The sequence below is a fragment of the Acidianus sp. HS-5 genome, assembly GCF_021655615.1.
In the GTDB taxonomy this organism is placed as follows: Archaea; Thermoproteota; Thermoprotei_A; order Sulfolobales; family Sulfolobaceae; genus Acidianus.
Genome location: NZ_AP025245.1, coordinates 2118805 through 2141251, shown reverse-complemented (window position 1 = coordinate 2141251; position 22447 = coordinate 2118805). Strand labels below are relative to the sequence as shown.

Genomic DNA, 22447 nt, shown 5'->3' with positions numbered 1-22447 from the left:
GCTTATTTTTTAATATTTTTACATTTTTCCGTGTCTTCTAACTTTTCCGTAACACCATGGGAAGTAAAAGGAAAGGTTGATTATGATAAGCTTATTGTACAGTTTGGAACGCAAAAAATAACACCAGAATTGAAAGAGAGAATTAAGAAAATCACAGGAGACTTAGATGTAATGTTAAGGAGAGACGTATTCTTTTCTCATAGAGATCTCGATTTAGTTATTAAAGACTATGAGGAAGGTAAAGGTTTCTTCCTTTACACTGGAAGAGCTCCTTCTTTGGGAATGCATATAGGGCATTTAATACCTTTCATTTTCACTAAATGGTTGCAGGAGAAGTTTAAGGTAAATCTATATATTGAGATAACCGACGATGAAAAATTTATGAGAAATCCTGAGCTAACTTTAGATCAAACAAGGCAGTTCGCTTACGATAATATCCTTGATATAATAGCTGTTGGCTTTGATCCCGATAGGACTTTCATTTTTCAAGATACAGAATATATAAGGAATATGTATCCCTTAGCGACCAAAGTAGCTAAAAAATTGACTTTCTCTGAAGTTAGGGCAACTTTTGGCTTAGAGAATTCATCAAATATAGGAATAATATTTTATCCAGCGTTGCAAATAGTCCCTACGATGTTTGAGAAAAAGAGGTGTTTAATCCCAGCAGGAATAGATCAAGATCCTTATTGGAGGTTACAGAGAGATATAGCAGAGAGCTTAGGATATTATAAGGCTGCACAAATTCAGAGTAAGTTCCTCCCTCCTTTGACAGGACCAGAAGGTAAGATGAGTTCTTCTAATCCAGAGAGTGCAATTTACTTAACTGATGATCCAAAAACCGTGGAAAGAAAGATAATGAAATATGCGTTCTCTGGAGGACAACCTACAATAGAGCTTCACAAGAAATACGGAGGAAACCCAGACATAGATGTCTCGTTCCAATGGTTATACATGTTTTTTGAGGATGATGATAATAAGATAAAGAAAATAGAAGAAGATTATCGTAGCGGTAACATGCTTACTGGAGAGCTTAAACAAATTTTAGTGGATAAATTGAATAAATTCTTAGAAGAGCACAGAGCTAAGAGAGAGGAAGCTAAGGAACTCGTAAATACGTTCAAGCATGAAGGAAAACTCGCCAAGGAAATGTGGAATAAGATTCATGAGTAAGAAGTTTGCGGTTTATAAATATTCGATTTTTTAAGGTGATATACAACAAGGTTTGTAGATATTTTCAGTTCTTTAGCTATCTTATAAATTGAACTTCCGCTTTCATACATGGACTTAATCTTCTCTATATCATCTTTAGATAATCTCTTTTTTGTTTTTACCAAATTGTTTTTTCTTAATATTCTTAGAACAGTATTGGAATTAAGTCTCATTTCTTTACTTATTCTGTTTGCACTGTAACCTTGCTTAGCTAATTCTAGAATTTTATTAACTAATTCCTGGTTTATTTTACCCCTGAATTGTACCCCTTCTGAAATAAGCGTTTTTCTTACCTTACTGTAACTCATGTTTAATTCTTTTGCTATTTCTCTTATTGTTTTACCGTCTTCATACATATTTTTAATCTTCTCTTTTAATTCATCCTCCTGCATAACCTTTCTTTTCCTTTACCGTTTTTAAATTTTTTCCAGAATCTAAGAATATTCTGATAGAGCTTTGAAAGAATTGAAGGTAAAAATTTATACAGAGAAAGTTTTATCATTTCATGTGCTTTCTTACTTCCTAGGACTCGTCTTAGGTTTATCTATGGCAGCACCGCCTGGACCGGTAAATGCAATAATGGCTAACGAAGCTTTAAGATCTAAAATTCATGGCAGTAGTGTAGGATTTGGTGCAATGACCGCCGATTTTATTTTCTTTTTAATAACTTTCGAGATAAGGAAGTTCATCCCAGAAAGTTTTCTTACAATATTTTACTTTATAGGCGGAGGTTTAATGTTATTCTTATCTTATGCAACGTTAAAGGCTAAAGTGAGTAATAGAAGTAAAAAGGGCAATTACTTCACAGGCTTAGCTATGGGAATTACAAATCCATATCAGATAAGTTGGTGGTTAACAGTAGGCTTATTTATGATAAACAACTTCGGAATTTCAATAATACCTTCATTTTTCGGAGGAATAGTCATATGGATTTTTATTTTTACTACATCTATAAACAGACTGGGAAGCAAATACGCAAAATACGTTAAAATCTTCTCATTTATAATACTTCTATCCTTTGGTGTTTACATGATTTATGAAGGTGTTATAAACCTCTTATAATACTACTTAAATCTTTACAAACATCTTCAGCTCTTTTTACTAATTTTTCTACTACATCATCCTTATTTACAAAGTACATGTATTTTGGCCTTCCGCCTTTACTTCCGTTGCTTTTCTGTTTCTCTATTAATCCTGCATCGGCAAGTTTTTTAAGGATTAAACTAGCTCTACTCTTACTAATGCCTAACTCTGAGGATATTGCATCAACGTCTTTTCCTTCTTTACTATTTACGATCTTCATGAACGCATCTACGTCTGCTTCAGATAAGCCGTAAGCGACCATTAGAAATCTTCTCAATATGATACTTTTTTCGCTAATTTCGATACTCATTTAAGTTTCACCATTATAACTTTAAGTTTTTATTCTTTTTAAAGTTTTATGTAATATCACACCTAATTTTTTATAAAAGTATAACCAATATTATCACATGGATAATACCAAACTTGAGGAAAAAATCCTCGAGATATTAAAAAATGGAGCAAAAACCTCAGAAGAAATAAGAAATGAACTAATTCAAGAAAATTTAGATTTTACACCCATGCAGTTCAGAGAAATCCTAGCTAAAATGGTTAGGGAAGGAAAAATCAAAAAAATTCCTAATTATGAGAGGAAAAAGTTTTTATTTAGTATTTAATTCAACTATTTTCGTTACTTTATCTGCTATTGATAGAAATTCCTTAGATGCAGGAGAATCTGGATACTTTAAGAAGAAAGGCTCTCCTAAATCATTAGCTTCAGCAATCTTAGGATCTAATGGAACTTGACCCAACAACGACACTCCCATGTCTTCAGCCATTTTCTTTCCTTTTCCTTCTCCGAAAATATAGTAAGGTTTATTGTCTGCAGGACACACGAAATAGCTCATGTTCTCTATTACGCCTAAAATTTTTGCATTAATAGTCTTTGCAAAGTTAACCGATTTACTTACTGCAAGGGTTGAAACTTCAGAAGGAATAGTAACTATTATAAATCCTGATAAATTGGGAACTAATTGAACTACGGATAAAGCTTCGTCTCCAGTTCCAGGAGGCATGTCAATAATTAGGTAATCTAACTCTCCCCATTTTACGTCTCCTAAAAACTGTTTTATTGCAGTATGTTTTATTGCTCCCCTCCAGACTACTGGAGTATCGTCCTTAGGTAGGAGGAAATCTATTGAAACAACTTTAATGCCGAAAGGTCCACTAACAGGAATTATACCTTCATCGTCAGCAGTTAAAACTTGACCTCTAACGCCAAGCATTTTGGGCACTGATGGACCATGAAAGTCTACATCTACAATACCAACTTTTTTTCCTGAAGCTGCTAAAGCCATAGATAAATTAGAGGAAACGAAAGATTTTCCTACTCCTCCCTTTCCGCTAAGTATTGCAATCTTATATTTTACATTTTTCATTCTCATCTGGATTTTTAAATCAGCACCTTGAACTTGAGGTTGAACTTTTCTTAAATCTCTAGGTTGTTTTTGGGGTTGCTGTAATCTGAAAGGATTTGAACTCATCCATTACTTATTCTCTGTAAGACTAATAACCTTATCTAAAGTGAATAGAAGATCTTGAACTCTCTCGTCAGACAACCAGTCTATCTCCTCACATTGATCCTTCATTATTCTTTCAACTATCTCTTCTGGAGATTTACCGGTAGTATCTATTTGACAAGGTTTTTTATCTTTAAACCACTCAATTGCTTCCTGAAGTATTACACCTAAAATTTCTGCCTCAACATTTTCTGCAATTTTTAAATCGCTCCATCTTCTCTTTTCCAACTCTTCATGAAGTACTGGAGGATATTTCCTCAGTATTATTATTCTATCCGCATAATCTATAAGTGATGGGTAGATAGTTTCAATTACTACATCATTCTTGTTGCTTAGATAAGAGTTAATCTCCTTTGCAACTTTTTCATCATCAATATTATATGTATTTCGTAAAGGGTCGTAAGACTCATAAAGATGATTCTGAATAATAAAAGATGAAACATGAAAATATTCCAAAGAAAATTTTGAAGAAATTAATTTACTTATGACGGTTTTTCCTACTCCAGGAGTTCCAGAGATTATAATCCTCATTATCTTACTAGTAGGAATTCTACAATAAATAATGTTAGCGAAATCCCTATAAGGAGAATTTTCACATGCTTGTCTCCTTCTCCTTTGGCAATATCATACAGCCCGTAAGGAAACATAATTGTTCCAATTATCATCAAAATTTCTTCAATTAAATTCATAATTTATATCTTCCTTCTCCATTCCTTTTAAGCCAATTAGCGAGAAAAGCTAATATTACCCCTCCTAAGATTCCTCCTATATGAGCAAAGTAATCTATGTTAGGTAATATATCACTTAGGACAAAAACTATAACCAAAAAAAGAAATTCATAGAAGTTGAACTTTCTGTCTTTTAACATATCATAAGCTATATAAAAGGAAAGTATACCGAAAATTCCTCCAGATGCTCCGGCTGATGCTGTATTAGGAGGAAATAGAAATAAACTAAAAATATTTCCGAGAATTCCTGAGAATAAAAATACAATATACTCAAGCTTACCTACCTTAGAGCCGAAGAGTGAATAAATTATGAGAAGCGCTATAGTATTAAATCCTGCATCGAGTAAGCTATTTGTTATAAATATAGATGTTAAAAGCGATATGTAATCTCCTCTAAACACTAAATAATTTACTTGAATCAAATAAACAAAAATAAAAGGATAATATATACTAGTGAATAATCCTACTAAATAACCGAGAACTACAAAAAATGTTATTACTAAAGTCTCTCTCATAATACACCAGTTAAGACCATCATTATTAACGATACTGCTATCATTAATACCCATATCTTTATATCCCATCTCATAATTTTTGCTCCATCTAATACCCAGAAAGGCAATAAGTTAAAGAAAGCCACAGCTGAATTGAACATTGCTATATAGAAGAATAAGATTCCTGCCAATGATGGGAAAAATAGCGTTGCCAGAACATAAAATATCGCTGAAACTATCAAATTAGTTGCTGGCCCTGCTGCTGCAGTTATTCCGTCAAGTTTCTTATTTGCTCTGAAGAAATTACAAGAAATTAGGGTATACCCAGAAAAGAAGACTATTGCTATACCGAACAAATTAATTATGGATGTTGCTAAAAAACCGGAGAAGCTCAAAGTAAACCTTGAAAAGCATCCGTATTTTCTAGCTACTTGCCTGTGAGCAAACTCATGAGGTACTACTGCTATTGTTGCAGCAATTAATGTAAATAATGCTGCAATTAATGAATAATAAAGTGATTGCCCCGTTATAATGCTGTAGATTAATTTCCCTATACCGAAAGTTGTTATAGAAAATATTGCAAGAAGGAAAGATTCAATCTCATTAATATCCCTAAACCGTAATTCTAGTTCGTCAAGCTTGCTCAAGTTTATCTATATCCTTTTACTATTTATAATATAAATTTCTGACTCAACCACCTACTTTAATCTCTTCATAATTACTTACATAAGAAAATCGAGGTGATTCTATCTTCCAAATTAATGCATTGTCTTCTATGTTCTTAGCTATTAGAAACTTCTCTTTATCTTTTCCCACAATTTTTTGCATATTTGCATTAAATTTCCTCTTAAATATGTTAAATGTCTCAAATACAACAAACTTGTAAATAAAAGGCATGGAAAACTTCATGCACTCCTTTGTTGACGCATAATGTAGCAACTTTTCAGCTGCATAGGTAAAAATTTGAGGATCTACTAGAAGTACTTCACTTATTTCATCGTAATTTGTAATAACTGCGAACATTTGCTTTGAAGTTAAAGAAGATGTTATCCAGAATTCGAATATTCTAGAGTAATATTTACATTCTTCAACTTTAGATATAGGTTTTATGTAAGTAGAATAATACTTTGTATCTTCATTTAAGAAATCAATAACAATTTCAGCAAAAGTTTTCTTATCTATTCCTAATACATTCAACTCATTAAATAAAGAATTAGAAAAAGAAACTAAGTGCCCAGAATTACTTATGAACTTTACTCCCCCTTTCTCTTCCGATGGTTTATCTATACTAATTTCGAATAACACAAAAAATTAATTTATATTAGATCCTTATATACTTTGCATAAGCCTCTGCTTCTATTTTCATATTCTTAGAAAGGAGTTTACCTAGAATTTCTTTGTCGTCCTTATCTGGATTATATTCCTTCAATATTTTTTCTACTTCTTCTAAGAGGTTTAAGGCCTCATTCAGAGAGTGCATAAATTAATTACTTTATATTTAGATAAATAGGTTCCATTCATAAAACCGGTATTTCCTAAACGATTTTATCTTATTGTAAGCTTTCTTATAATTATGAAACGTCCAATTTTTATACTCATCATTTGGATTCTTCTTGCATTACTCTTAGCTCCTATTGCACTTAATATTCAATCACATTTCATTTACAGCGACTCTCCTTTTCTAACCAACCAATATCAGAGCGTAAAAGTTGAGAACATTTTAAAAGAATATTTTAACTACACTAAAGAGTCAGAACTTTTTGTAATAATTAATGGAAGTTATAACAAATCCTTAAAAGAAGTTAATAATTCACTAATGAATCTTCAAGATGCAAAATTAATAACACCGTACGAATACATTTCTCAGATTAACTCATCTTATATGTCATTTATATCACCAATATTGAAAAAATACGAAGATAATCTTTCTTACAGTGTAGAGCTTTATCATAACCTAACTCTGGAAAAAGAAGGGTTACTAAATAATCTATCTTGGTTTTACTATCAGCTTAACGTGACCTTTAAGGAAGGCCATAATGTTACTCCGTCAAGTTATGTAACTGAATACAACGAGTATTTAGAAGAAACTCATAATCCAGTAATTTCTGGAGTAAAAACCTTTAATGATCCATTTATTTTACTTTTCTCTGAAAATAATTTTACTAACGAGAGTTTGGTTAAAGAGACATTGTCATCTTTTTCAAATTATTCTTATTTAATATACAAAATCACTGGGAAAAACGTCCCGATATGTGCATTAGAAAATCCTTCAGTCTATGCTTTGCATGAAGTAGAAAGCAAAATACCTCCTCCACCTATAGGCTTGTGTAACTTTCATAGGGGAAATACTTGGGTATTTATAGTTAAAGTTCCAGATAATGAAAGCCTGACTAATGTTGAAGATTTCATGCAAAATATTCCTGCGATAGTGACAGGACATTTTGCAATTTATGCACAATCAGCATATTATACTCAACAGGATCTTAAGATAATAGATATAGTAACGATAATTTTAGTAGGATCATTACTTATAATACTACTTAGATCATTCTTCCCAATAGTATTCCTAATTTTCAGCGCAATAGTAGGAATTGAAATTGCATACAGTCTCCTATATCTGGCTACTTTCATAGGTTACAAGATTTATTATATTTCAGGTCTTGTGATACCTCCAATAGTTTTCGGAATAACTATAGATTATTCTATACTTTTCATGTACAGATACTTTGAAGAGGCACGTAAAAACTCTAATACTGCTTTAAGGAATGCATTTAGAACTGCAGGAAAAGGAGCCATTTTTAGCGGACTCAGCATAACAATAGGCTTTTCATCATTCTTACTTTCACCATCGCCATTACTTAAAAACATAGGAGAGGCTTTGATAATTGCATCACTTTCGGCATTAATTCCCGCAATATTATTCAATTATACAGCACTTAAGACTGTTAGCTTAAGGTTACTCAGTTTTCCTAGGAAGGATATTCCTAATCCAATAGACGTAAGACAGAAGTACTTAAGGGATGTTTCCGGGTTTTCAATTAAGCATAAGTTTTACATAGTAGGAATAATGATAATCTTAGCCTTAGCCTCATTTGCAGTATTTTTTACTCATACGACTACAGTAGCATTTAATGAAATAGTTCCGTCAAATTCCGAGACTGTAGTAGGAGAAAGAATCTTATCTAGTTATTTCAATTATAGTGTAGATTATATAATAATAAAAGGAAATCCTAACTTAACTTTTAGCAAAATTTACAACCTAAGTAAGGAAATTATTAATTGCGGAGGCTTAGCTTATGGCCCTGTATCGTTTGGAAAATTCTTGACTGAAAATCATACTGCCCTTGAAAATATTTATTCTTCACATAATTATTCCCTTGTAGAAGCTTATGTCCCATATCCAGTATTTAGTAAAGGAGCGATATCTTTTACTCAAAAATTAATAAACCAAGGCTACATGGTAGGTGGAAGTAATGCAAACAGAATAGATATTGTAAATAACACTGTAAGTACTTATTACAGTTTTACATTGCTTCTTACTATAATCTTGATAACTGTATATATAAGCGTGGTATTGAGGTCAATAATAGTTCCAATTAGATTATCTTTAACATTACTTGTAAGTTCGTTAGTAGGAGTTGCGGTAATGTTTGAGGTGTTTAAACAAGTTTATTGGCTTTCTCCCCTTATAGTATTTGCATTACTATTCAGTTTAGGCATTGATTACGATATGTTCATTATCTTAAGGATAAAGGAAGAAAGAGGTAGCGAAGATGAGAGAATAATTAAAGGAATAACTTATACTGGATTAGTTGTCACTGCTGCAGGATTGATACTTGCAGGAGCTTTCTTCTCCTTGATTTCGGCAGACATGCGTTTTCTTGAGGAAATAGGCTTTTCTGTAGGTTTCTCAGTGATTTTCGATACTTTCATAGTAAGACCTATATTAGTTCCAGCAATAATGTCTATTCTCAAGAAATATAACTGGTGGCCTTTCGCTTCATGAAATTATAGAATATTTTGCGGCAATATTAAGCACTTTTTTAACCACATCTACAGGCTTCTTACCGAAAACATAAGTATTCGGTTCTACTCCTTTTCCTCCTAAGTGAACTACTGCGTCTAAACAAGGCCTAAAGACCATTGTAACAGCGGTCTCTATTACCTCATCGCTTGCATAATCGTGAGGACCTATTATAGCGTACCTCATTTTTAGTTCATCCATGCATTTCTTGACCTTTTCATCATATTTTATGTTCATAACGGATCTAATCTCAGGATACTTTCTAGAAATGTAAAGTAAAATATTTCCTAAATGCTTACTTGCTCCCCACATTGGTTTTGAAGCAGGAGTAGGAATATTCCTTATCTTCGTTATTCTTCCTGCTACAGCTATGATATCTTCCAAACTTTTGGGGTTTTTCCTTGTATATGCAATATTGCTGAGGACTTCTGGAATTAATGGGGAAACTATTTCGTTTTGAATCATGGATAATGCAACGTTAATTTCCTCTTCTTCATCTTCTCTATACAGATTTTCGCAAATGCTACAATCTTGAGGAATTTTCGGATTTAATTTTCTATGGAATAGACAAAACCTTAACTTACTTAAATATGAGAGACTCACTGAGGTAAAAAAATCCATTGCGTTCCTTATATCTCCAGAAAGTAACACGTCTGTGAGCATGTCCAAGATGTTATTTACTTCTTCATCAGTAAGACCTAGATCGTGAAGCTTTTCAAAGTAAAATTTATCTTGAATATCGAGATATTGTTTTACTGCCGGTTGTGTAACACCTAGCGTTGAAGCTATCTTACTTTGACTCATTCCAAGACTTCTTAATCTTTTAGCCTCCAATGCTCTAATATTAGGTAATAATACTTCAGTTATTAGTGAAAGGGGAGTGTCAAGCACGGTTATTAGATTAACTAACCAAAATAAATGTGCTTTTAACTTGAAGATCTCAGCAATAGATGGAAGCTTACATGAGATAAAAAGTGATGAAGGAATTGTCTCATTTGTAATTGCAGGAGCTGTTAATTTTACTTTTTACGAGAAAAAACTAAATTATGTAAATAGTGTGATAGAAACTAAATTATGTAATGATAAGGGAGAAGAGATCATGAGAAGACTTGAATATGAATTAGCAAACAAAACTGAAGCAGATGTAATTCTTATGGATAGAAAATTTTCTATGGATAAAAAGTTAGGTATGAAAATTCCTAAGAACTCGATAGGTATAATAAAGGACTTTGATAGAGGAAACATCAACATAACCGATGAGCCTCCATGGATTACATTTGATAAAGAAGATGAAGAGTTATACGCTGGATATTTTAAAATAACTAACTGGATATTTAAATATGAGACAAACTTAGGTAACCTAGATTTACTTGCTTGCCTAATTTATAATTTATCTTTAGATCCAATTCCAGAAGCTTTAGGTTATAATTATCCTTTGTTCTTAGCGGACAAACTAGTTAAATATTACCGAGATAAGTATGCAAAGGTTTTAGATTTTACAAATAATAAGGAATTATCCAGATATAGGGATTTTAGAAGGATTGTTGAACATGTCAGAAGGTTTGTTTGAAGAACAAATTGGAAGATTAAGAGAAATGAAAGTTATAACTAGACAGACAGCTGACGGTAGAGGTTCAGTAAGCTTTAGAAATTTTATAATAGAATTTCCTATAAGCACTAAAATTACTGCAGGTAAAATTTTGGCAGTAAAAAGCTTACAGAATGATTACTTGCTGCTTGAAGTAGCTGATCTCTTGCCTGTGCATTATGGAATGATAAACCTAGATGGCAGTATACCTAAGGAGATAAGGGACGAAGTAATGAGAAAGGTAGAGGAAGATTGGGGGAGAAACGATGAAGAAGCTTGGCTAGACGTGTATGCGTATCCTATAGGATATCTCTTGAAAATAGATGGTAGCGTAGAATTTTACAAAGGATATTCTCCTCCAATTCCTGGGTCTACAGTTAGAATTTTATCCAAAGAGCTTTACGAGAACTTCGTATGCGATAAAAACGGAGTAGATATTGGAAATATAATAGGTGAGGACGTAAAACTGAAAATAAATATGGAAAAAGCAATTAATTATCATATAGGAATATTCGCATTTACTGGGTCAGGAAAATCCAATTTAACTGCTTCTGTTATCAGGAGAATTTTAAGAGAAAATAAAGATACTAAAGTTGTTGTATTTGACATTTCTTTAGAATATTCCGTACTATTGCTTGATCAGCTGATTTCAAGCAATTCAAGGCTAATTTCAACGGAAAGATTACCCTTAAACAAGGTTGATGCAGGAAGAAGGTTTATAAGAACTCACGTTATTCCAGAGGAAATTTCAGACTTAAAGGACGAAATAAGAAAATCGGCAGAAGATTTATTTGAGTCTAATAAAATAAGGCAACTTTATGTCCCGCCAGAGGGCTCTACTTATTTAACTTACGGAGAAATTATTGAAATGGTAAGAGCACAGATTAACGATAAATATACAGCGTTTGCACAAAAGCCTCTCTTTGGTTTATTCCTTAAAAGGATAGATGAAACTATGAGGCAAAATAAGCTAACTAAAGAGGATATTGCTGACACTACTCTCAGTCCAGTAATTGATGAAATAGAATCGCTAGCTAGAGAAAGTGGATTAAAGGAAACTGCGTCTATATTCGCATTTCTTAATGCATTAAGAGCTTACTTGACCTCTGAAGTCCAAGAGGGTGAAGAGTACGATATAGAAAAGATGGCAATAGAAATCCTAGATAGTGACGAAAATTCTCCAAGACTTTTCGTTTTAGAACTTTCCAACATAGAGGAAGCTAGGTTAATCGTAGGACAGCTTATTAATCAAATTATGCTTAGGAGGAAGAGGTCTTATTCGACAAATCCAATACTTTTTGTTTTAGATGAAGCTCAAGAGTTCATTCCATTTGATACCAAACAGAAGGATAATAGTGACTTTTCCAGTAATGCAGTAGAGAAATTATTGAGACACGGAAGGAAATACCACCTTCATGGTTTGATAAGTACTCAAAGATTGGCTTATCTAAATACTAACGTACTCCAACAGCTCCACACTTACTTTATAAGTACTCTACCTAGACCTTATGATAGGCAGTTAATCGCAGAAACTTTCGGAATTAATGATACATTAATGGATAGAACTCTAGATTTAGAAGTAGGTCAATGGTTACTTGTAAGTTTTAAAGCAGCACTGCCTCATGACGTTCCTGTTTTCTTTACTGCTCCAAATAACTTGGAGGAATTAAGAAAAGGAATTCAGGACTCAAGACCTTCTTCACCAATCTGACGAGCGATATCATCATCTACAGTGTTCTTCAAGGAATTCTACTACACGTTTTATAGAATCTACATAATCATCTATTTTTGAAAATCCGTGTCCCTCATCTTCATATATTTTATATTCAACGTCTATATTATTTTCCTTTAACTTCTCTATAACTTGTTTAGTCTCTTCTGCTGGACACCTAGGATCATTTTCTCCTGCTAATATCAATAAAGGTGACCTTATATTGTCTATAAAGAATATTGGGGACCTATCTCTAAGCAAGTTTTCGTCATTGCCCATTTTCATTTCATCATATTGTTGAAGAACTTCCCTCTCAAGCTTCTTTTCTGTAAACCAGTTTACAAATGGAACTACTGCAGCGGCAGAACACCAAATGTCTGAATATTTAGTAACTGCCATCATTGTTAAATATCCTCCGTAGCTTGCCCCAGTTATTGCTATTTTATTAACTCCAAGAAGCTTAACGGAATTTACGACGTCTTTTAAGTCTCCTCCTCCTAAATCCTTATCATTAAGATGGTTAAACTTCCTTCCGTACCCTGTAGAACCTCTATAATTTGGGCAAATAACCTTGAATCCTTTATCAACTAAAAACTGTATTGTAGGATTAAATGAATTAGTGCATTCCCAATCAGGACCACCGTGGATGTAAACTACCCCTTTGTCCTCTCTTCCTCTCTCATAAAGCAACGCATGAATTTCTACTTCTCCTTCACTTGAGTATTTAACAACTTTTGGCTTTACAAAATCTCCTTTAACTCCGTTCATAGAGTTAGTGATCCTTTCAATTTTACCGTTCAATACGTTAACTCTATACAAGTCAAAATGCTTATCATAAGTAGAGCCAATGTAATATACGTAATTTTGATCTGGAGTTAAGTAGAAATTGAACCCTTCCATAACTAATTCTTTACCTTGATAAATCTTTATCTTAAGATCACCATCTACATCTTCGGTATAGATTATTTTATCGCCTACCGAGACTATATCGTATTTTTCGTGGTTACTCTTTATGACTTCAGTAGTTTCCCCTTTTTGTATATTAAAATTATATATATTAAAATAATTATCTTTATTAGACATAAAAAAGAAATTATTCTCATCGCTAAAGCAATATAAGGATACAGTCTCCTCAGAATTGGGATAAGAAATCTTTGAAATCGTTTCTCCTTTATCCAAGTTATAAACATAAAGGTCGTTATCATAAATCCCTTGAGAGTAAACTACTTTTCTCTTGTTAGGTGATAAACAATAGTTTTCTACAGGGCTTTCTCCTTTGCTGATTTGAATTATATCACCATTATCATACAAGTATAGATGAAGAGTCCTTCCATCACGATTAGAAATAAAAAGAAATTTATCATCATTGATAAAATAAGTTTCGAAATTATCATACTTATCCTTAAGTAAAGGAAATACCTTATTTCTATCATATATGTAAATTTCTCTCTTTTCACTTCCTCCAGGATCACCTATGATTGCCAATTTTTTATCATCTATCCACTCCACGCCTTCTGCGTAAACATCTTCTAAAGGAACTATGCCTTCGCCGTGAATATATGCCAAAGGCTTTTTATCCCTTATTACGTAACTTATTTTCCCATTATTTACATCAAATGAGTATACTGGCCTAATTTTAAAAAGATCTTGAAAATCCATAAAAAGAAATAAAGATCTTATATTAAAACTCTTTGCCTTATTTCAGTTTTTCTAGTAGTTCTTTTGGTGCGTCTTTCTCGCTAACTGCTCCTCTACCCGTCTTACCGTTATCGTCGTAGGTAAAGGATACCATTTTACCTACTCTCCATACTTTCTTTACCTTTGATATATCTACTTCCTTCTCTTCTCCCTTATACTTGAACTTTACTTTAGTAGCCATATGCCTTCCTTTACTTCGTTTTATATTAATATTCCTATTCATTTTTTAGTATTACTTTATGTATTTTATAATGATTATTACTTTTTACATTTCATTGTTCAAGTAAATTTTACGTCAATAATAATCTATGTATTTTACTTTTCTGAGTAAATTTTTTATACCATCTTTTATTAGAGACATCTCGATGTCAAAATCCGTTTTCATTAGAGAATCGTCTGGGCTTTTAAAGCAAGTTAGCTTAATAGACGCGATAATGTTAAACCTAGGAAATATGTCAGCCGGTATTGCATTATTTGAATCAATTTCTCCATATCTTAACCCCACAAATAATCCCACTATTAGTGGACCTGGAGGGGTATTATGGTTAGCTTCTATAATAGGTTTCATTTTTGCAATACCTCAATTGATAGTTTACACTATAATGACTAGAAAGATCTCCAGAACTGGCGGAGATTATGTGTGGATCTCTAGATCTTTAAACGGTCCACTTGGTGCGATAATGGCTATTTCAATAATGATAGAATCTGTTGCATATTTCGCTTTAATAGCCTTCTTTTCGGGAAGCAGCATAAATGCGATTTTATGTGTTATAGGACATGCAGAGAATAATGTTGGTTTAATTAATTTAGCAAATAATATTTTCGTTAATCCTTATGGTAATTTAACATTAATACAAAAAGTCATATTTTACGGAATTTCTGCGTCATTTTTTGTTGCCGTTATTTTAATAAACATATTAAGAGCAAAATGGGGCTATTCCATAGTTACTGCATTAGGAATATTCTCAATGTTTTCCTTAGTTTTAGCAATGGTGGTAATTGCGTTAAACTCTTCTCACTTTTCAAGTGCAGTTTCGTTATTCTCCACTTTAGGAGTCAATGTGCCTTCCGTAAAATATTCTCCTATTCCTTCTTCAATAAATCTTGGTTACACACTATTACTTTTACCGATTTTTGCGTTATACACTTATCCTTGGATGCAAGCTGGACCTGCAGTCGCATCAGAATTTAAACAAGCTCAAAAAACAGCTAAGTTAAACCTCATTTTAGCTTTAGGAATTACAGGTTTATTAGTAACTTTAGCGTTCCTCGAAATGGATATAGTTGCAGGTTATAATTTCAATTATTATGCATATGCGTCATTTATCTATAATTTTTGGACAGTTGCAATTGCACTATCTGGAAATCCAATTCTTCAATGGATTATAGGTTTAGGAACTGTAATATGGAACTTTTATGTCTTATCTTATGGAGTAATAGTTTTCTCTAGATATATATTTGCGTTATCCTTTGATAGAGTTTTACCGGAGAAGTTATCACAAGTAAATTCAAGAGGATCTCCTATTTACGCTCACTTATTAGACTTATCAATAATGTTATTGTTACTCTTAATTCCAGTGTTCTCAACTTCAGCAGCAACTTCACTATATGGAGCAACAATATTGGGGGCATTATACTTCTTAATAGCGAGTGCAGCAGGAACCGTTTATGGTATTAAAAACAAGATCAAAAGCCTCGAAATTTCTGGAATAATATCTGCAGCGTATTTTGCGTTCTTAACATATGAAGCCGGAGTCAATCCAGTCTTCGGTTTTACTAGCACAGTGGATGGATTTCCATTAACCGAATTCTTCGTAGGTTTAACCATAATAGTAGGAGCATTAACTTATGTGATTTCTTGGTATAGACACAAGAAGAACGGTATAGATATTTCTATGAGCTTCAAAGAAATTCCTCCTGAATAAAATCTTTTTTCTTCCCAATTCTTCTTTATATTTATGCAGATTTTAAAGGATAAACTTACAAAAAAGTCTTTGATAGTTCCTATTCTTTTCTTGATAGTTGCTATAAATCCTGTCACAGAACTCTTAGAACCAAAATATGAGGACCTATACATGGCAATGCATTATGTACTGTATATTGGGGGTTTTATTTTAGGGTATATAGGCTTTAGGGGATCGAAATTTTATTTAATTCCTGGAGTTATTATTCCAGTTTTCTGGCATATTCCCTACTTCTTTAACTTAGGTGGAGCTTACTTATGTTTAAGGATATTTGAGGATATTTCACTCTATTTGGGCGGACTTGTTATGGGTTCTACAATCCATGAATTGAATAATGCGTTTAAAGCGATACTCTTTGTATTATGGATGATGGGAGACAGCGTACTTTCCGTCATTCTTATAGTGGGATGGCCTCCTTATTCTAATCAAGTTTATACTTTTTCACCTTTCTCAATCTCAGAAGAATTCTGGACGGGACTTGTTATGTTTGGAATAATGACCGTAATTTTTACATACATCATTCTAAGCTTTATAAGAACGGTGTTTAAGATCTAAACTGCTTAATTTTTTATAATTAGATCTCTACAAAATATTGATGTCATTATTTAAGAAGAAAGAAGAAAAGAAGATCTTTCACATTGATAGGCTTCCAGAAGAAATGAAAGTTGCAATTAAAACTATAATTGACTCATCAATACCTGATGTTGCAAAAGCCTACGGCTTTGATTATATTTATCCCAAAATAGGAGAACCGATTTTCGTGCCTTATGGAAGGCTTGATGGAAAATATAATTCAAGTATTGAAGCTTTTGAGAAAATCTTACAAGAAGTTGAAGATCTTAAGGATAACTTAAAAGAATATTATAAATGGTACAGTAATGTGGAACTTTTTGACCATTATCGTTTTACTTTTTACTCTTATGTTAATCCTAATGAAGGGATGGAAGTAGGAATTGGCGCGGATCCTTTATCCGCACCTAATTCACTCTTTGATATACAAAGCTTGTGCACCATACTAGATAAGGAAAAAAACATAGTAATACTTAACTCTGCTCTTGCAGGTTATATAAAGTCTACTTGCCTTTCTTCCTTCAATGTTAAATTTATAGATACAATAACAAAAAGAAAGGATGAAATAATAGATTCCTATACTTGGTTAAACAAGAATTTTCACGAGAATTTTGATAAGGATAAGGTATATGACGTTGAATTAGGTAAAGAATACATGAATAGACTTTTCACAATTATTTTGAACGAAGTAAAAAATTATTCAACGGAATCTAAAGATGGAGATGTCGCTATACTTCCTGTTTTGTCTTATGAAGAATTCAACGAAAAAGAACCTATAAAAAACATACTGCAAAATGATGGAAATTACAAAAAGTTCATAGAAGAAGGTAGACTTGATGAAATATCTTTAATTCCTATACTTTTCAGCGGTACACTTAAGGAATTAAATGAAATTAAGGATAAATATTCCAAGATTATAATAGTAGGCGATAAAAAAATAAAGATGAAAATTGAAGAAAATATGAGACAAATAAATGACAAACTTGTTGTAATAGATAACTCGAGAAGCTAAGAAGAAATATAACATATCCTGGTATTATTTTTAATTACTAGTTTTTCACACTCCATTCTTTTATAACCTAAAAATTCTTTCATGGCACTTTGTAAATTCTTATCTATATATGCAACTTTATAAGCAGAAATCGTGAAGACAAAACTCTCCTTTTTAATAACTATTAGCCTTGGATTTATATCTTTAAGCGTATTTATGATTTCTTCACAATTCTTAATTCCGCTTATTTTAAATTCCTTAATAACAACATCGCCAAAAGTGCCATTTATATCAATTCCATCTGCAAATATTGTGATAATTGCTCCAGTCTTAAGTATTGTTGAAAATTCTATAGGCTCGATGCTTAGTTTATATTTACTTATATAGGAAGTCCATCTATTGTACTTCCTGCCTCTTGTCTTATTTTTTGTCAAATTTTCTAATGAAATTGAATATATTATGTCATAAGGTGTTGCTATAATCTTGTCTTCATCTCTATAAATAACAGCATCGCACTTAACATTAGTTATCTCACCATTGCATGCATAAGAAAACTCATCTAAAGGTGGAATTATTAAATCCTCAGGTAACTCAATTTTTAGCTCCAACTCACTATTTCTTATTATTAGTCATATTAATTTGCTCTTCCATTTTACACTAGAATAGTAGATTAAATTTTCCTAAGAATAACAATATATGCATTCTAACTTAATATTTGCATTAAGATTTTTTTATACAAGGGTTTTTCTCTTTATAATTAAAATATAAAGGGAAATTCGCTATTGCATTTATTTGCCATGAAAAAAGGGTTCTATCTCTCTCTAGGAATAGTCCTCTTAATAGATATTATAATTTACTCAATATATCCATTGTTCAACAACGTGCAACCTGTGCTATTGGGACTAACTGAATTTTACTGGCTGCAAATAGCATTACTAATAGTGACTTCACTACTATATTTCGCAATAGGATATGTATTTAAGGGTGAAAATTCATGAACGTAAATTACTTAAGTTTGGCAGTATTCTTAATACTATTTGCAATCTTCTCCTTCTTAGGATTCTATGGAGCAAAATGGAGAAAAGGAGATTTAAATAAGCTGAGCGAATGGGGACTAGGAGGAAGGAAATTAGGTACTTTTCTAGTATGGTTCTTACTAGGTGCTGACCTATTTACTGCTTATTCGTTCATAGCAGTACCTGCTGGTATATTTGCTTCTGGATCATTGTATTTCTTTGCAATCCCTTATGTAGCGTGGGGATTCGGAGTTGCATTACTGACAATGCCTAGATTATGGAACGTTTCAAGAAATAAAGGTTATGTAACTGCAGCAGATTTCGTTAAAGACAGATTTAATAGTAGAAGTTTAGCAATACTCGTAGCATTAACAGGAGTTGTTGCAGAACTACCATATATAGCATTGCAAATAGTTGGAATGGAAGCAGTACTAGCTGTATTATTAGCAGGATTAGGAATATCTGGCAAAGTCATTACTGAAATCTCACTAGTGCTGGCTTTCATTGTTTTGGCAGCTTTCACATTCGTAAGCGGATTGAGAGGTGCAGCGCTAACAGGCGTATTTAAGGATATGCTAATATGGATTACAGTTATTACAGTAATAATTATTGTTCCAATAGAAATAGGAGGATTTTCTAAGGCATTTACAGATTTATCAACAAACTTTGCTGCTTACCATTTATCTACAGTTACTGGAAGTAAAGTTCCTCCCGCAATGGAAACTTTACCAATAAAATTAGCTCCTGCATATTTCTCATTAGCATTAGGAAGCTCTTTTGCATTATATTTATATCCTCACGCAATTAACGGCTCATTATCATCCGAGAGCGAGAAGAAACTAGTGTACAGTACATCATTCCTACCAGTTTACGGAATAGGTTTAGCACTGATATCATTATTTGGAGTTCTAGTTTATGCAGTGCCTGGAGCATTAGGTCTTATTGCAAAAACTGGCAATGGAGCATTAGCAGTACCTGCTCTGATAGCTTGCACAATGCCTCCCTACTTTGTAGGTTTAGCTTTCTTAGCAATATTCATTGGCGGTTTAGTCCCAGCATCAATAATGGCAATCGCAGTAGCAAACTTATTCGTAAGGAATGTAATAAAGGAGTTCAAACCAGACATACCGCCTTATTCAGAGGCAAAATTAGCTAAGTGGACTTCAACGATATTTAAGTTCCTAGCCTTAGGTTTCGTATTCGTAGTACCAGCAACTTATGCAATACAATTGCAACTATTAGGAGGAATAATAGTTTCGCAAACACTGCCTGCAGTATTCTTAGGGCTTTATACTGACAAGTTAGAATCTAAATCATTGATAGCTGGTTGGGCTGCAGGAATAATATCAGGTGTTGGATTGGAATACTATGTAAACTTTATAGAACTTCACTTAAGTGTATTCAAGACGTCTCTAATGTCAACTCCTCTAGGACCTCTATTCATTGCAATATTTGCTTTAGCAATTAATCTGGCAGTAACATTAGCAGGTACTGCAATAGCTTACTCAATGGGCTGGAGACCAAAGAGCAAAATAAAAGAAGAAGAAATAGTAAAAGTTACTCAATAAAATATTTCTCTTTTTAGAAATTCATAAAATCTATAAATAATAGATCTTGCAACATCATCATATCTATTAAGGACATTGCCATCATGAGAGGTATCAAATCTGCGTATTCTTGAACTATTACTTGTGGATCTTCTCCTTGCTGTATTGCAGTCATAAGCTTGTTTGCTTTATTTTGCAAATCTTCCTTCACTTTATTAGCCTTTTCTAAACCCGTTGGAGTTAATGAGAAAACCTTCTTTTTAAATAATAGCCCCTTTTCCTTTTCAAGAACTAACCCTTCTTTTTCCATGCCTTTTAACGTTAACTTGATGTTTTCCTCATCTTGCCTTAAGCTTTCAGCAATCTCTGCAGCCGTTAATTCTCCTCTATCGTATAGCAATGCAAGTATCTTGTCTGCTAGATTCATATTTTCATCTTATTTAATGAGATTTATATTCCTTTCTACTGCACTTCCAATTTTTTACCTCTTATTAAATCTTTTATTCTCAAAATTAATTGAGTATCCCTTCTAGTATAGAAAGTTATTGCGAGTCCTTTTCTCCCCATTCTTCCAGTCCTACCTACTCTATGAATATAAGTTTCTACATCCCTTGGAGTGTCAAAATTTATTACTCTGGTGACATCTATGACGTCAATACCTCTTGCGGCTAAGTCAGTTGAAAGTAGCACATTAGTTTTACCCTTTCTAAAAGATGATAGATTTCTTAACCTAATTTTCTGCGGCAAATCGCCGTGAAGTAAGGAAATTTCAAAGTCATCTCTCAATTCATCGTAAAGTTCTTCAACACTCTTTTTCGTATTTACAAAAACAATGGTTTTCTCATTATCGTCTAATTCGTCTTTTAATTTAGATATCTTATCTCTCCATCCTTTTACCTCATAAAATAAATGCTCTATTTCCACAGGTTTAATGTCGTCTACTTTTAAAAACTTAATATTAGGAGAGAACTCCTTTGCTAGATCTTCTACCTCTTCTGGAACAGTTGCGGAAAAGAACCCATAAATATTTGGGTTAGTATTCTTTAATATCATTTTGACGTCGTCTATAAAGCCCATATCGAACATTCTATCAACTTCATCAACTATTGCTACGGAAAAACGTGAGAGCTCTAACTCGCCCTTGCCCCATAAATCTAGAATTCTGCCTGGAGTTCCTATAACTATATCTTTCTTAACTTCTCTATCTTGAGTGGAGTAAGGAACACCACCAATGATAACACCTATACTCATGCTTTTGTATTTCCCTAGTTTTTTAGCTTCATCGGCTACTTGTTCTGCTAACTCCCTTGTAGGAGTTAATACTAAAGCTTGATCTCCTTTTTCAAGAATAGGAATTAAATATGCAGCCGTTTTTCCAGAACCTGTCTTTGCTTGGGCTAAAACACTATTTCCTTGTAACATTTCGGGTATTGTTAATTCTTGAACTTTAGTGGGATTATTGTAATTTGCTTCCTGCAAAGCTCTTGTAAGCTCTTCGCTAAGATTTTTAAACATAGTACACGCTTATACTTCTGAGTTTAAAATATTATCTATTAAACTATATATTTCAACTAATCCTTAAAATTTGAAATTAATTAGAAAATTCAAATCCCCTGGAGATGACATTAGAACTGATTTTATTCCCATACTTTCTAGTTCATAAATTAAATCATGCACTTTATCTTCATCAAATGCTGGCTGAGAAATTCTTGATAGTATTTCCTTGTTCTTCTCAGTCTTTACAATTATATAGGGAATTATTTTTGATAAGCTTTCCTCTAAGCCTTTTATTGAGTCTATTCCAGAAAAGTGCAGAGCAAGATAAAAATCGGCGTTCGATTCTAGTCTTGCCAACACTTCTGTCCTGGACTTTCTTAAACTTATCATCATTCCAGAACTAACACCGTAAGTCCTTGCAATGTTTACGGCCTCTTCTGAAGATAAATAGCCCACTTCTTTTCCTATTTTAGGTTTATCTCCTTTAGTGAAAGCGATATTTAGGTTAAAAGCCTTAGCAGTTAAAGACAATGAATGCACATAAAGCTCGTTAACATCAAGAAGTCTTTGATTTATTATTATTCTTTTGTTTTCGTATTCTTCTCTAATTAAAGATGCTATAGAAGCAGGTTTAACTGATGGTAAACCTAGAGGAGAATCTGGTATATCAAAGCCGTCAAATGACGACAAGCATTGAATTTCTTTCTTCATTTTCTCAATTTTTGTCTTTGGATGAACTTCAGCAAGCAATTGCATGGTAATACGTAAGAACACTAGATTAAAAGATTTGATTTTAATATATGTTAA

Annotated in this window: 27 protein-coding genes; 11 read left to right on the top strand and 16 right to left on the bottom strand. The window is 32.7% G+C overall.

The window, feature by feature from the left end; translation table 11 throughout:
* Positions 1-30 precede the first annotated feature (30 nt).
* Positions 31-1173 carry a tryptophan--tRNA ligase gene (locus HS5_RS11825; protein WP_236751575.1) on the top strand — a complete coding sequence of 381 codons (1143 nt, stop codon included), beginning with the start codon at positions 31-33 and terminating at the stop codon, positions 1171-1173.
* Here HS5_RS11825 and cbp1 read toward each other — a convergent pair.
* Complete coding sequence (gene cbp1 / locus HS5_RS11820) at positions 1164-1604, bottom strand: CRISPR DNA repeat-binding protein Cbp1 (protein ID WP_236751574.1); 441 nt, start codon at positions 1602-1604, stop codon at positions 1164-1166. The two genes, HS5_RS11825 and cbp1, sit on opposite strands and share 10 nt — an antisense overlap.
* A gap of 154 nt (positions 1605-1758) precedes the next feature.
* Here cbp1 and HS5_RS11815 point away from each other — a divergent pair, with 154 nt between their 5' ends.
* Complete coding sequence (locus HS5_RS11815) at positions 1759-2274, top strand: LysE family transporter (protein ID WP_236753570.1); 516 nt, start codon at positions 1759-1761, stop codon at positions 2272-2274.
* Here HS5_RS11815 and HS5_RS11810 read toward each other — a convergent pair.
* Entirely contained in the window at positions 2258-2605 is a 348-nt protein-coding gene (locus tag HS5_RS11810; RefSeq protein WP_236751573.1) for a helix-turn-helix domain-containing protein, read from the bottom strand. The two genes, HS5_RS11815 and HS5_RS11810, sit on opposite strands and share 17 nt — an antisense overlap.
* A 97-nt stretch (positions 2606-2702) precedes the next feature.
* Here HS5_RS11810 and HS5_RS11805 point away from each other — a divergent pair, with 97 nt between their 5' ends.
* Positions 2703-2909, top strand: coding sequence for a hypothetical protein (locus HS5_RS11805; protein ID WP_236751572.1), 207 nt, complete (start codon positions 2703-2705; stop codon positions 2907-2909).
* On the opposite strand, the gene HS5_RS11800 is transcribed toward HS5_RS11805, so the two are convergent.
* From HS5_RS11800 to HS5_RS11770, 7 genes are read right to left on the bottom strand one after another with little or no spacing between them, the layout of a single operon-like run.
* Positions 2895-3776 (bottom strand): Mrp/NBP35 family ATP-binding protein, encoded by an 882-nt coding sequence (locus HS5_RS11800; RefSeq protein ID WP_236751571.1) that lies wholly within the window; start codon positions 3774-3776, stop codon positions 2895-2897. The genes HS5_RS11805 and HS5_RS11800 overlap by 15 nt on opposite strands.
* A gap of 3 nt (positions 3777-3779) precedes the next feature.
* A complete protein-coding gene (locus HS5_RS11795; protein WP_236751570.1) occupies positions 3780-4343 on the bottom strand; it encodes an adenylate kinase family protein in 564 nt (187 codons plus the stop codon).
* Positions 4343-4501, bottom strand: a complete 159-nt coding sequence (locus tag HS5_RS11790; RefSeq protein WP_236751569.1) for a hypothetical protein — start codon at positions 4499-4501, stop codon at positions 4343-4345. Before HS5_RS11790 ends, HS5_RS11795 begins: the two co-directional genes overlap by 1 nt.
* Positions 4498-5055, bottom strand: a complete 558-nt coding sequence (locus tag HS5_RS11785) for a rhomboid family intramembrane serine protease (RefSeq protein ID WP_236751568.1) — start codon at positions 5053-5055, stop codon at positions 4498-4500. Before HS5_RS11785 ends, HS5_RS11790 begins: the two co-directional genes overlap by 4 nt.
* Positions 5052-5681, bottom strand: coding sequence for a site-2 protease family protein (locus HS5_RS11780; RefSeq protein ID WP_236751567.1), 630 nt, complete (start codon positions 5679-5681; stop codon positions 5052-5054). Before HS5_RS11780 ends, HS5_RS11785 begins: the two co-directional genes overlap by 4 nt.
* A gap of 43 nt (positions 5682-5724) precedes the next feature.
* Entirely contained in the window at positions 5725-6339 is a 615-nt protein-coding gene (locus HS5_RS11775) for a hypothetical protein (protein ID WP_236751566.1), read from the bottom strand.
* 16 nt (positions 6340-6355) lie between these two features.
* Positions 6356-6514: a hypothetical protein gene (locus HS5_RS11770; protein WP_236751565.1), complete on the bottom strand. Its 159-nt coding sequence runs from the start codon at positions 6512-6514 to the stop codon at positions 6356-6358.
* A gap of 93 nt (positions 6515-6607) precedes the next feature.
* Between HS5_RS11770 and HS5_RS11765 the strand changes: the two genes are divergently transcribed.
* Entirely contained in the window at positions 6608-9040 is a 2433-nt protein-coding gene (locus tag HS5_RS11765) for an MMPL family transporter (RefSeq protein ID WP_236751564.1), read from the top strand.
* Here the strand turns inward: HS5_RS11765 and HS5_RS11760 are convergent.
* Positions 9035-9949 carry a thiamine-phosphate synthase family protein gene (locus HS5_RS11760; RefSeq protein ID WP_236751563.1) on the bottom strand — a complete coding sequence of 305 codons (915 nt, stop codon included), beginning with the start codon at positions 9947-9949 and terminating at the stop codon, positions 9035-9037. The genes HS5_RS11765 and HS5_RS11760 overlap by 6 nt on opposite strands.
* Here HS5_RS11760 and HS5_RS11755 point away from each other — a divergent pair.
* Complete coding sequence (locus HS5_RS11755; RefSeq protein WP_236751562.1) at positions 9939-10628, top strand: DNA double-strand break repair nuclease NurA; 690 nt, start codon at positions 9939-9941, stop codon at positions 10626-10628. The two genes, HS5_RS11760 and HS5_RS11755, sit on opposite strands and share 11 nt — an antisense overlap.
* Positions 10609-12357: an ATP-binding protein gene (locus HS5_RS11750; RefSeq protein WP_236751561.1), complete on the top strand. Its 1749-nt coding sequence runs from the start codon at positions 10609-10611 to the stop codon at positions 12355-12357. The genes HS5_RS11755 and HS5_RS11750 overlap by 20 nt, the downstream gene beginning before the upstream one ends.
* A 12-nt stretch (positions 12358-12369) precedes the next feature.
* On the opposite strand, the gene HS5_RS11745 is transcribed toward HS5_RS11750, so the two are convergent.
* Entirely contained in the window at positions 12370-14016 is a 1647-nt protein-coding gene (locus tag HS5_RS11745; protein WP_236751560.1) for a S9 family peptidase, read from the bottom strand.
* Positions 14017-14053: 37 nt separating this feature from the next.
* Positions 14054-14236 (bottom strand): Sul7d family chromatin protein, encoded by a 183-nt coding sequence (gene sul7d / locus HS5_RS11740; protein ID WP_236753568.1) that lies wholly within the window; start codon positions 14234-14236, stop codon positions 14054-14056.
* Positions 14237-14420: 184 nt separating this feature from the next.
* On the opposite strand from sul7d, the gene HS5_RS11735 reads away from it, so the two are divergent.
* From HS5_RS11735 to HS5_RS11725, 3 genes are read left to right on the top strand one after another with little or no spacing between them, the layout of a single operon-like run.
* Positions 14421-15980 carry an APC family permease gene (locus tag HS5_RS11735; protein ID WP_236751559.1) on the top strand — a complete coding sequence of 520 codons (1560 nt, stop codon included), beginning with the start codon at positions 14421-14423 and terminating at the stop codon, positions 15978-15980.
* Positions 15981-16013: 33 nt separating this feature from the next.
* Complete coding sequence (locus tag HS5_RS11730) at positions 16014-16574, top strand: DUF1404 domain-containing protein (RefSeq protein ID WP_236751558.1); 561 nt, start codon at positions 16014-16016, stop codon at positions 16572-16574.
* A gap of 40 nt (positions 16575-16614) precedes the next feature.
* Positions 16615-17601: a hypothetical protein gene (locus tag HS5_RS11725; protein ID WP_236751557.1), complete on the top strand. Its 987-nt coding sequence runs from the start codon at positions 16615-16617 to the stop codon at positions 17599-17601.
* Here HS5_RS11725 and HS5_RS11720 read toward each other — a convergent pair.
* Positions 17598-18188 carry a hypothetical protein gene (locus HS5_RS11720; protein ID WP_236751556.1) on the bottom strand — a complete coding sequence of 197 codons (591 nt, stop codon included), beginning with the start codon at positions 18186-18188 and terminating at the stop codon, positions 17598-17600. The two genes, HS5_RS11725 and HS5_RS11720, sit on opposite strands and share 4 nt — an antisense overlap.
* A gap of 189 nt (positions 18189-18377) precedes the next feature.
* On the opposite strand from HS5_RS11720, the gene HS5_RS11715 reads away from it, so the two are divergent.
* Entirely contained in the window at positions 18378-18578 is a 201-nt protein-coding gene (locus HS5_RS11715; RefSeq protein ID WP_236751555.1) for a hypothetical protein, read from the top strand.
* A complete protein-coding gene (locus HS5_RS11710; RefSeq protein ID WP_236751554.1) occupies positions 18575-20164 on the top strand; it encodes a sodium:solute symporter in 1590 nt (529 codons plus the stop codon). The genes HS5_RS11715 and HS5_RS11710 overlap by 4 nt, the downstream gene beginning before the upstream one ends.
* 13 nt (positions 20165-20177) lie before the next feature.
* Here HS5_RS11710 and HS5_RS11705 read toward each other — a convergent pair whose 3' ends face one another.
* The 3 genes from HS5_RS11705 to HS5_RS11695 all read right to left on the bottom strand — a co-directional run bounded on the left by HS5_RS11705 (position 20178) and on the right by HS5_RS11695 (position 22396).
* Positions 20178-20570, bottom strand: coding sequence for a helix-turn-helix domain-containing protein (locus HS5_RS11705; protein ID WP_236751553.1), 393 nt, complete (start codon positions 20568-20570; stop codon positions 20178-20180).
* A gap of 35 nt (positions 20571-20605) precedes the next feature.
* Positions 20606-21658 carry a DEAD/DEAH box helicase gene (locus HS5_RS11700; RefSeq protein ID WP_236751552.1) on the bottom strand — a complete coding sequence of 351 codons (1053 nt, stop codon included), beginning with the start codon at positions 21656-21658 and terminating at the stop codon, positions 20606-20608.
* Positions 21659-21721: 63 nt separating this feature from the next.
* Positions 21722-22396 (bottom strand): hypothetical protein, encoded by a 675-nt coding sequence (locus HS5_RS11695; RefSeq protein ID WP_236751551.1) that lies wholly within the window; start codon positions 22394-22396, stop codon positions 21722-21724.
* Positions 22397-22447 lie beyond the last annotated feature (51 nt).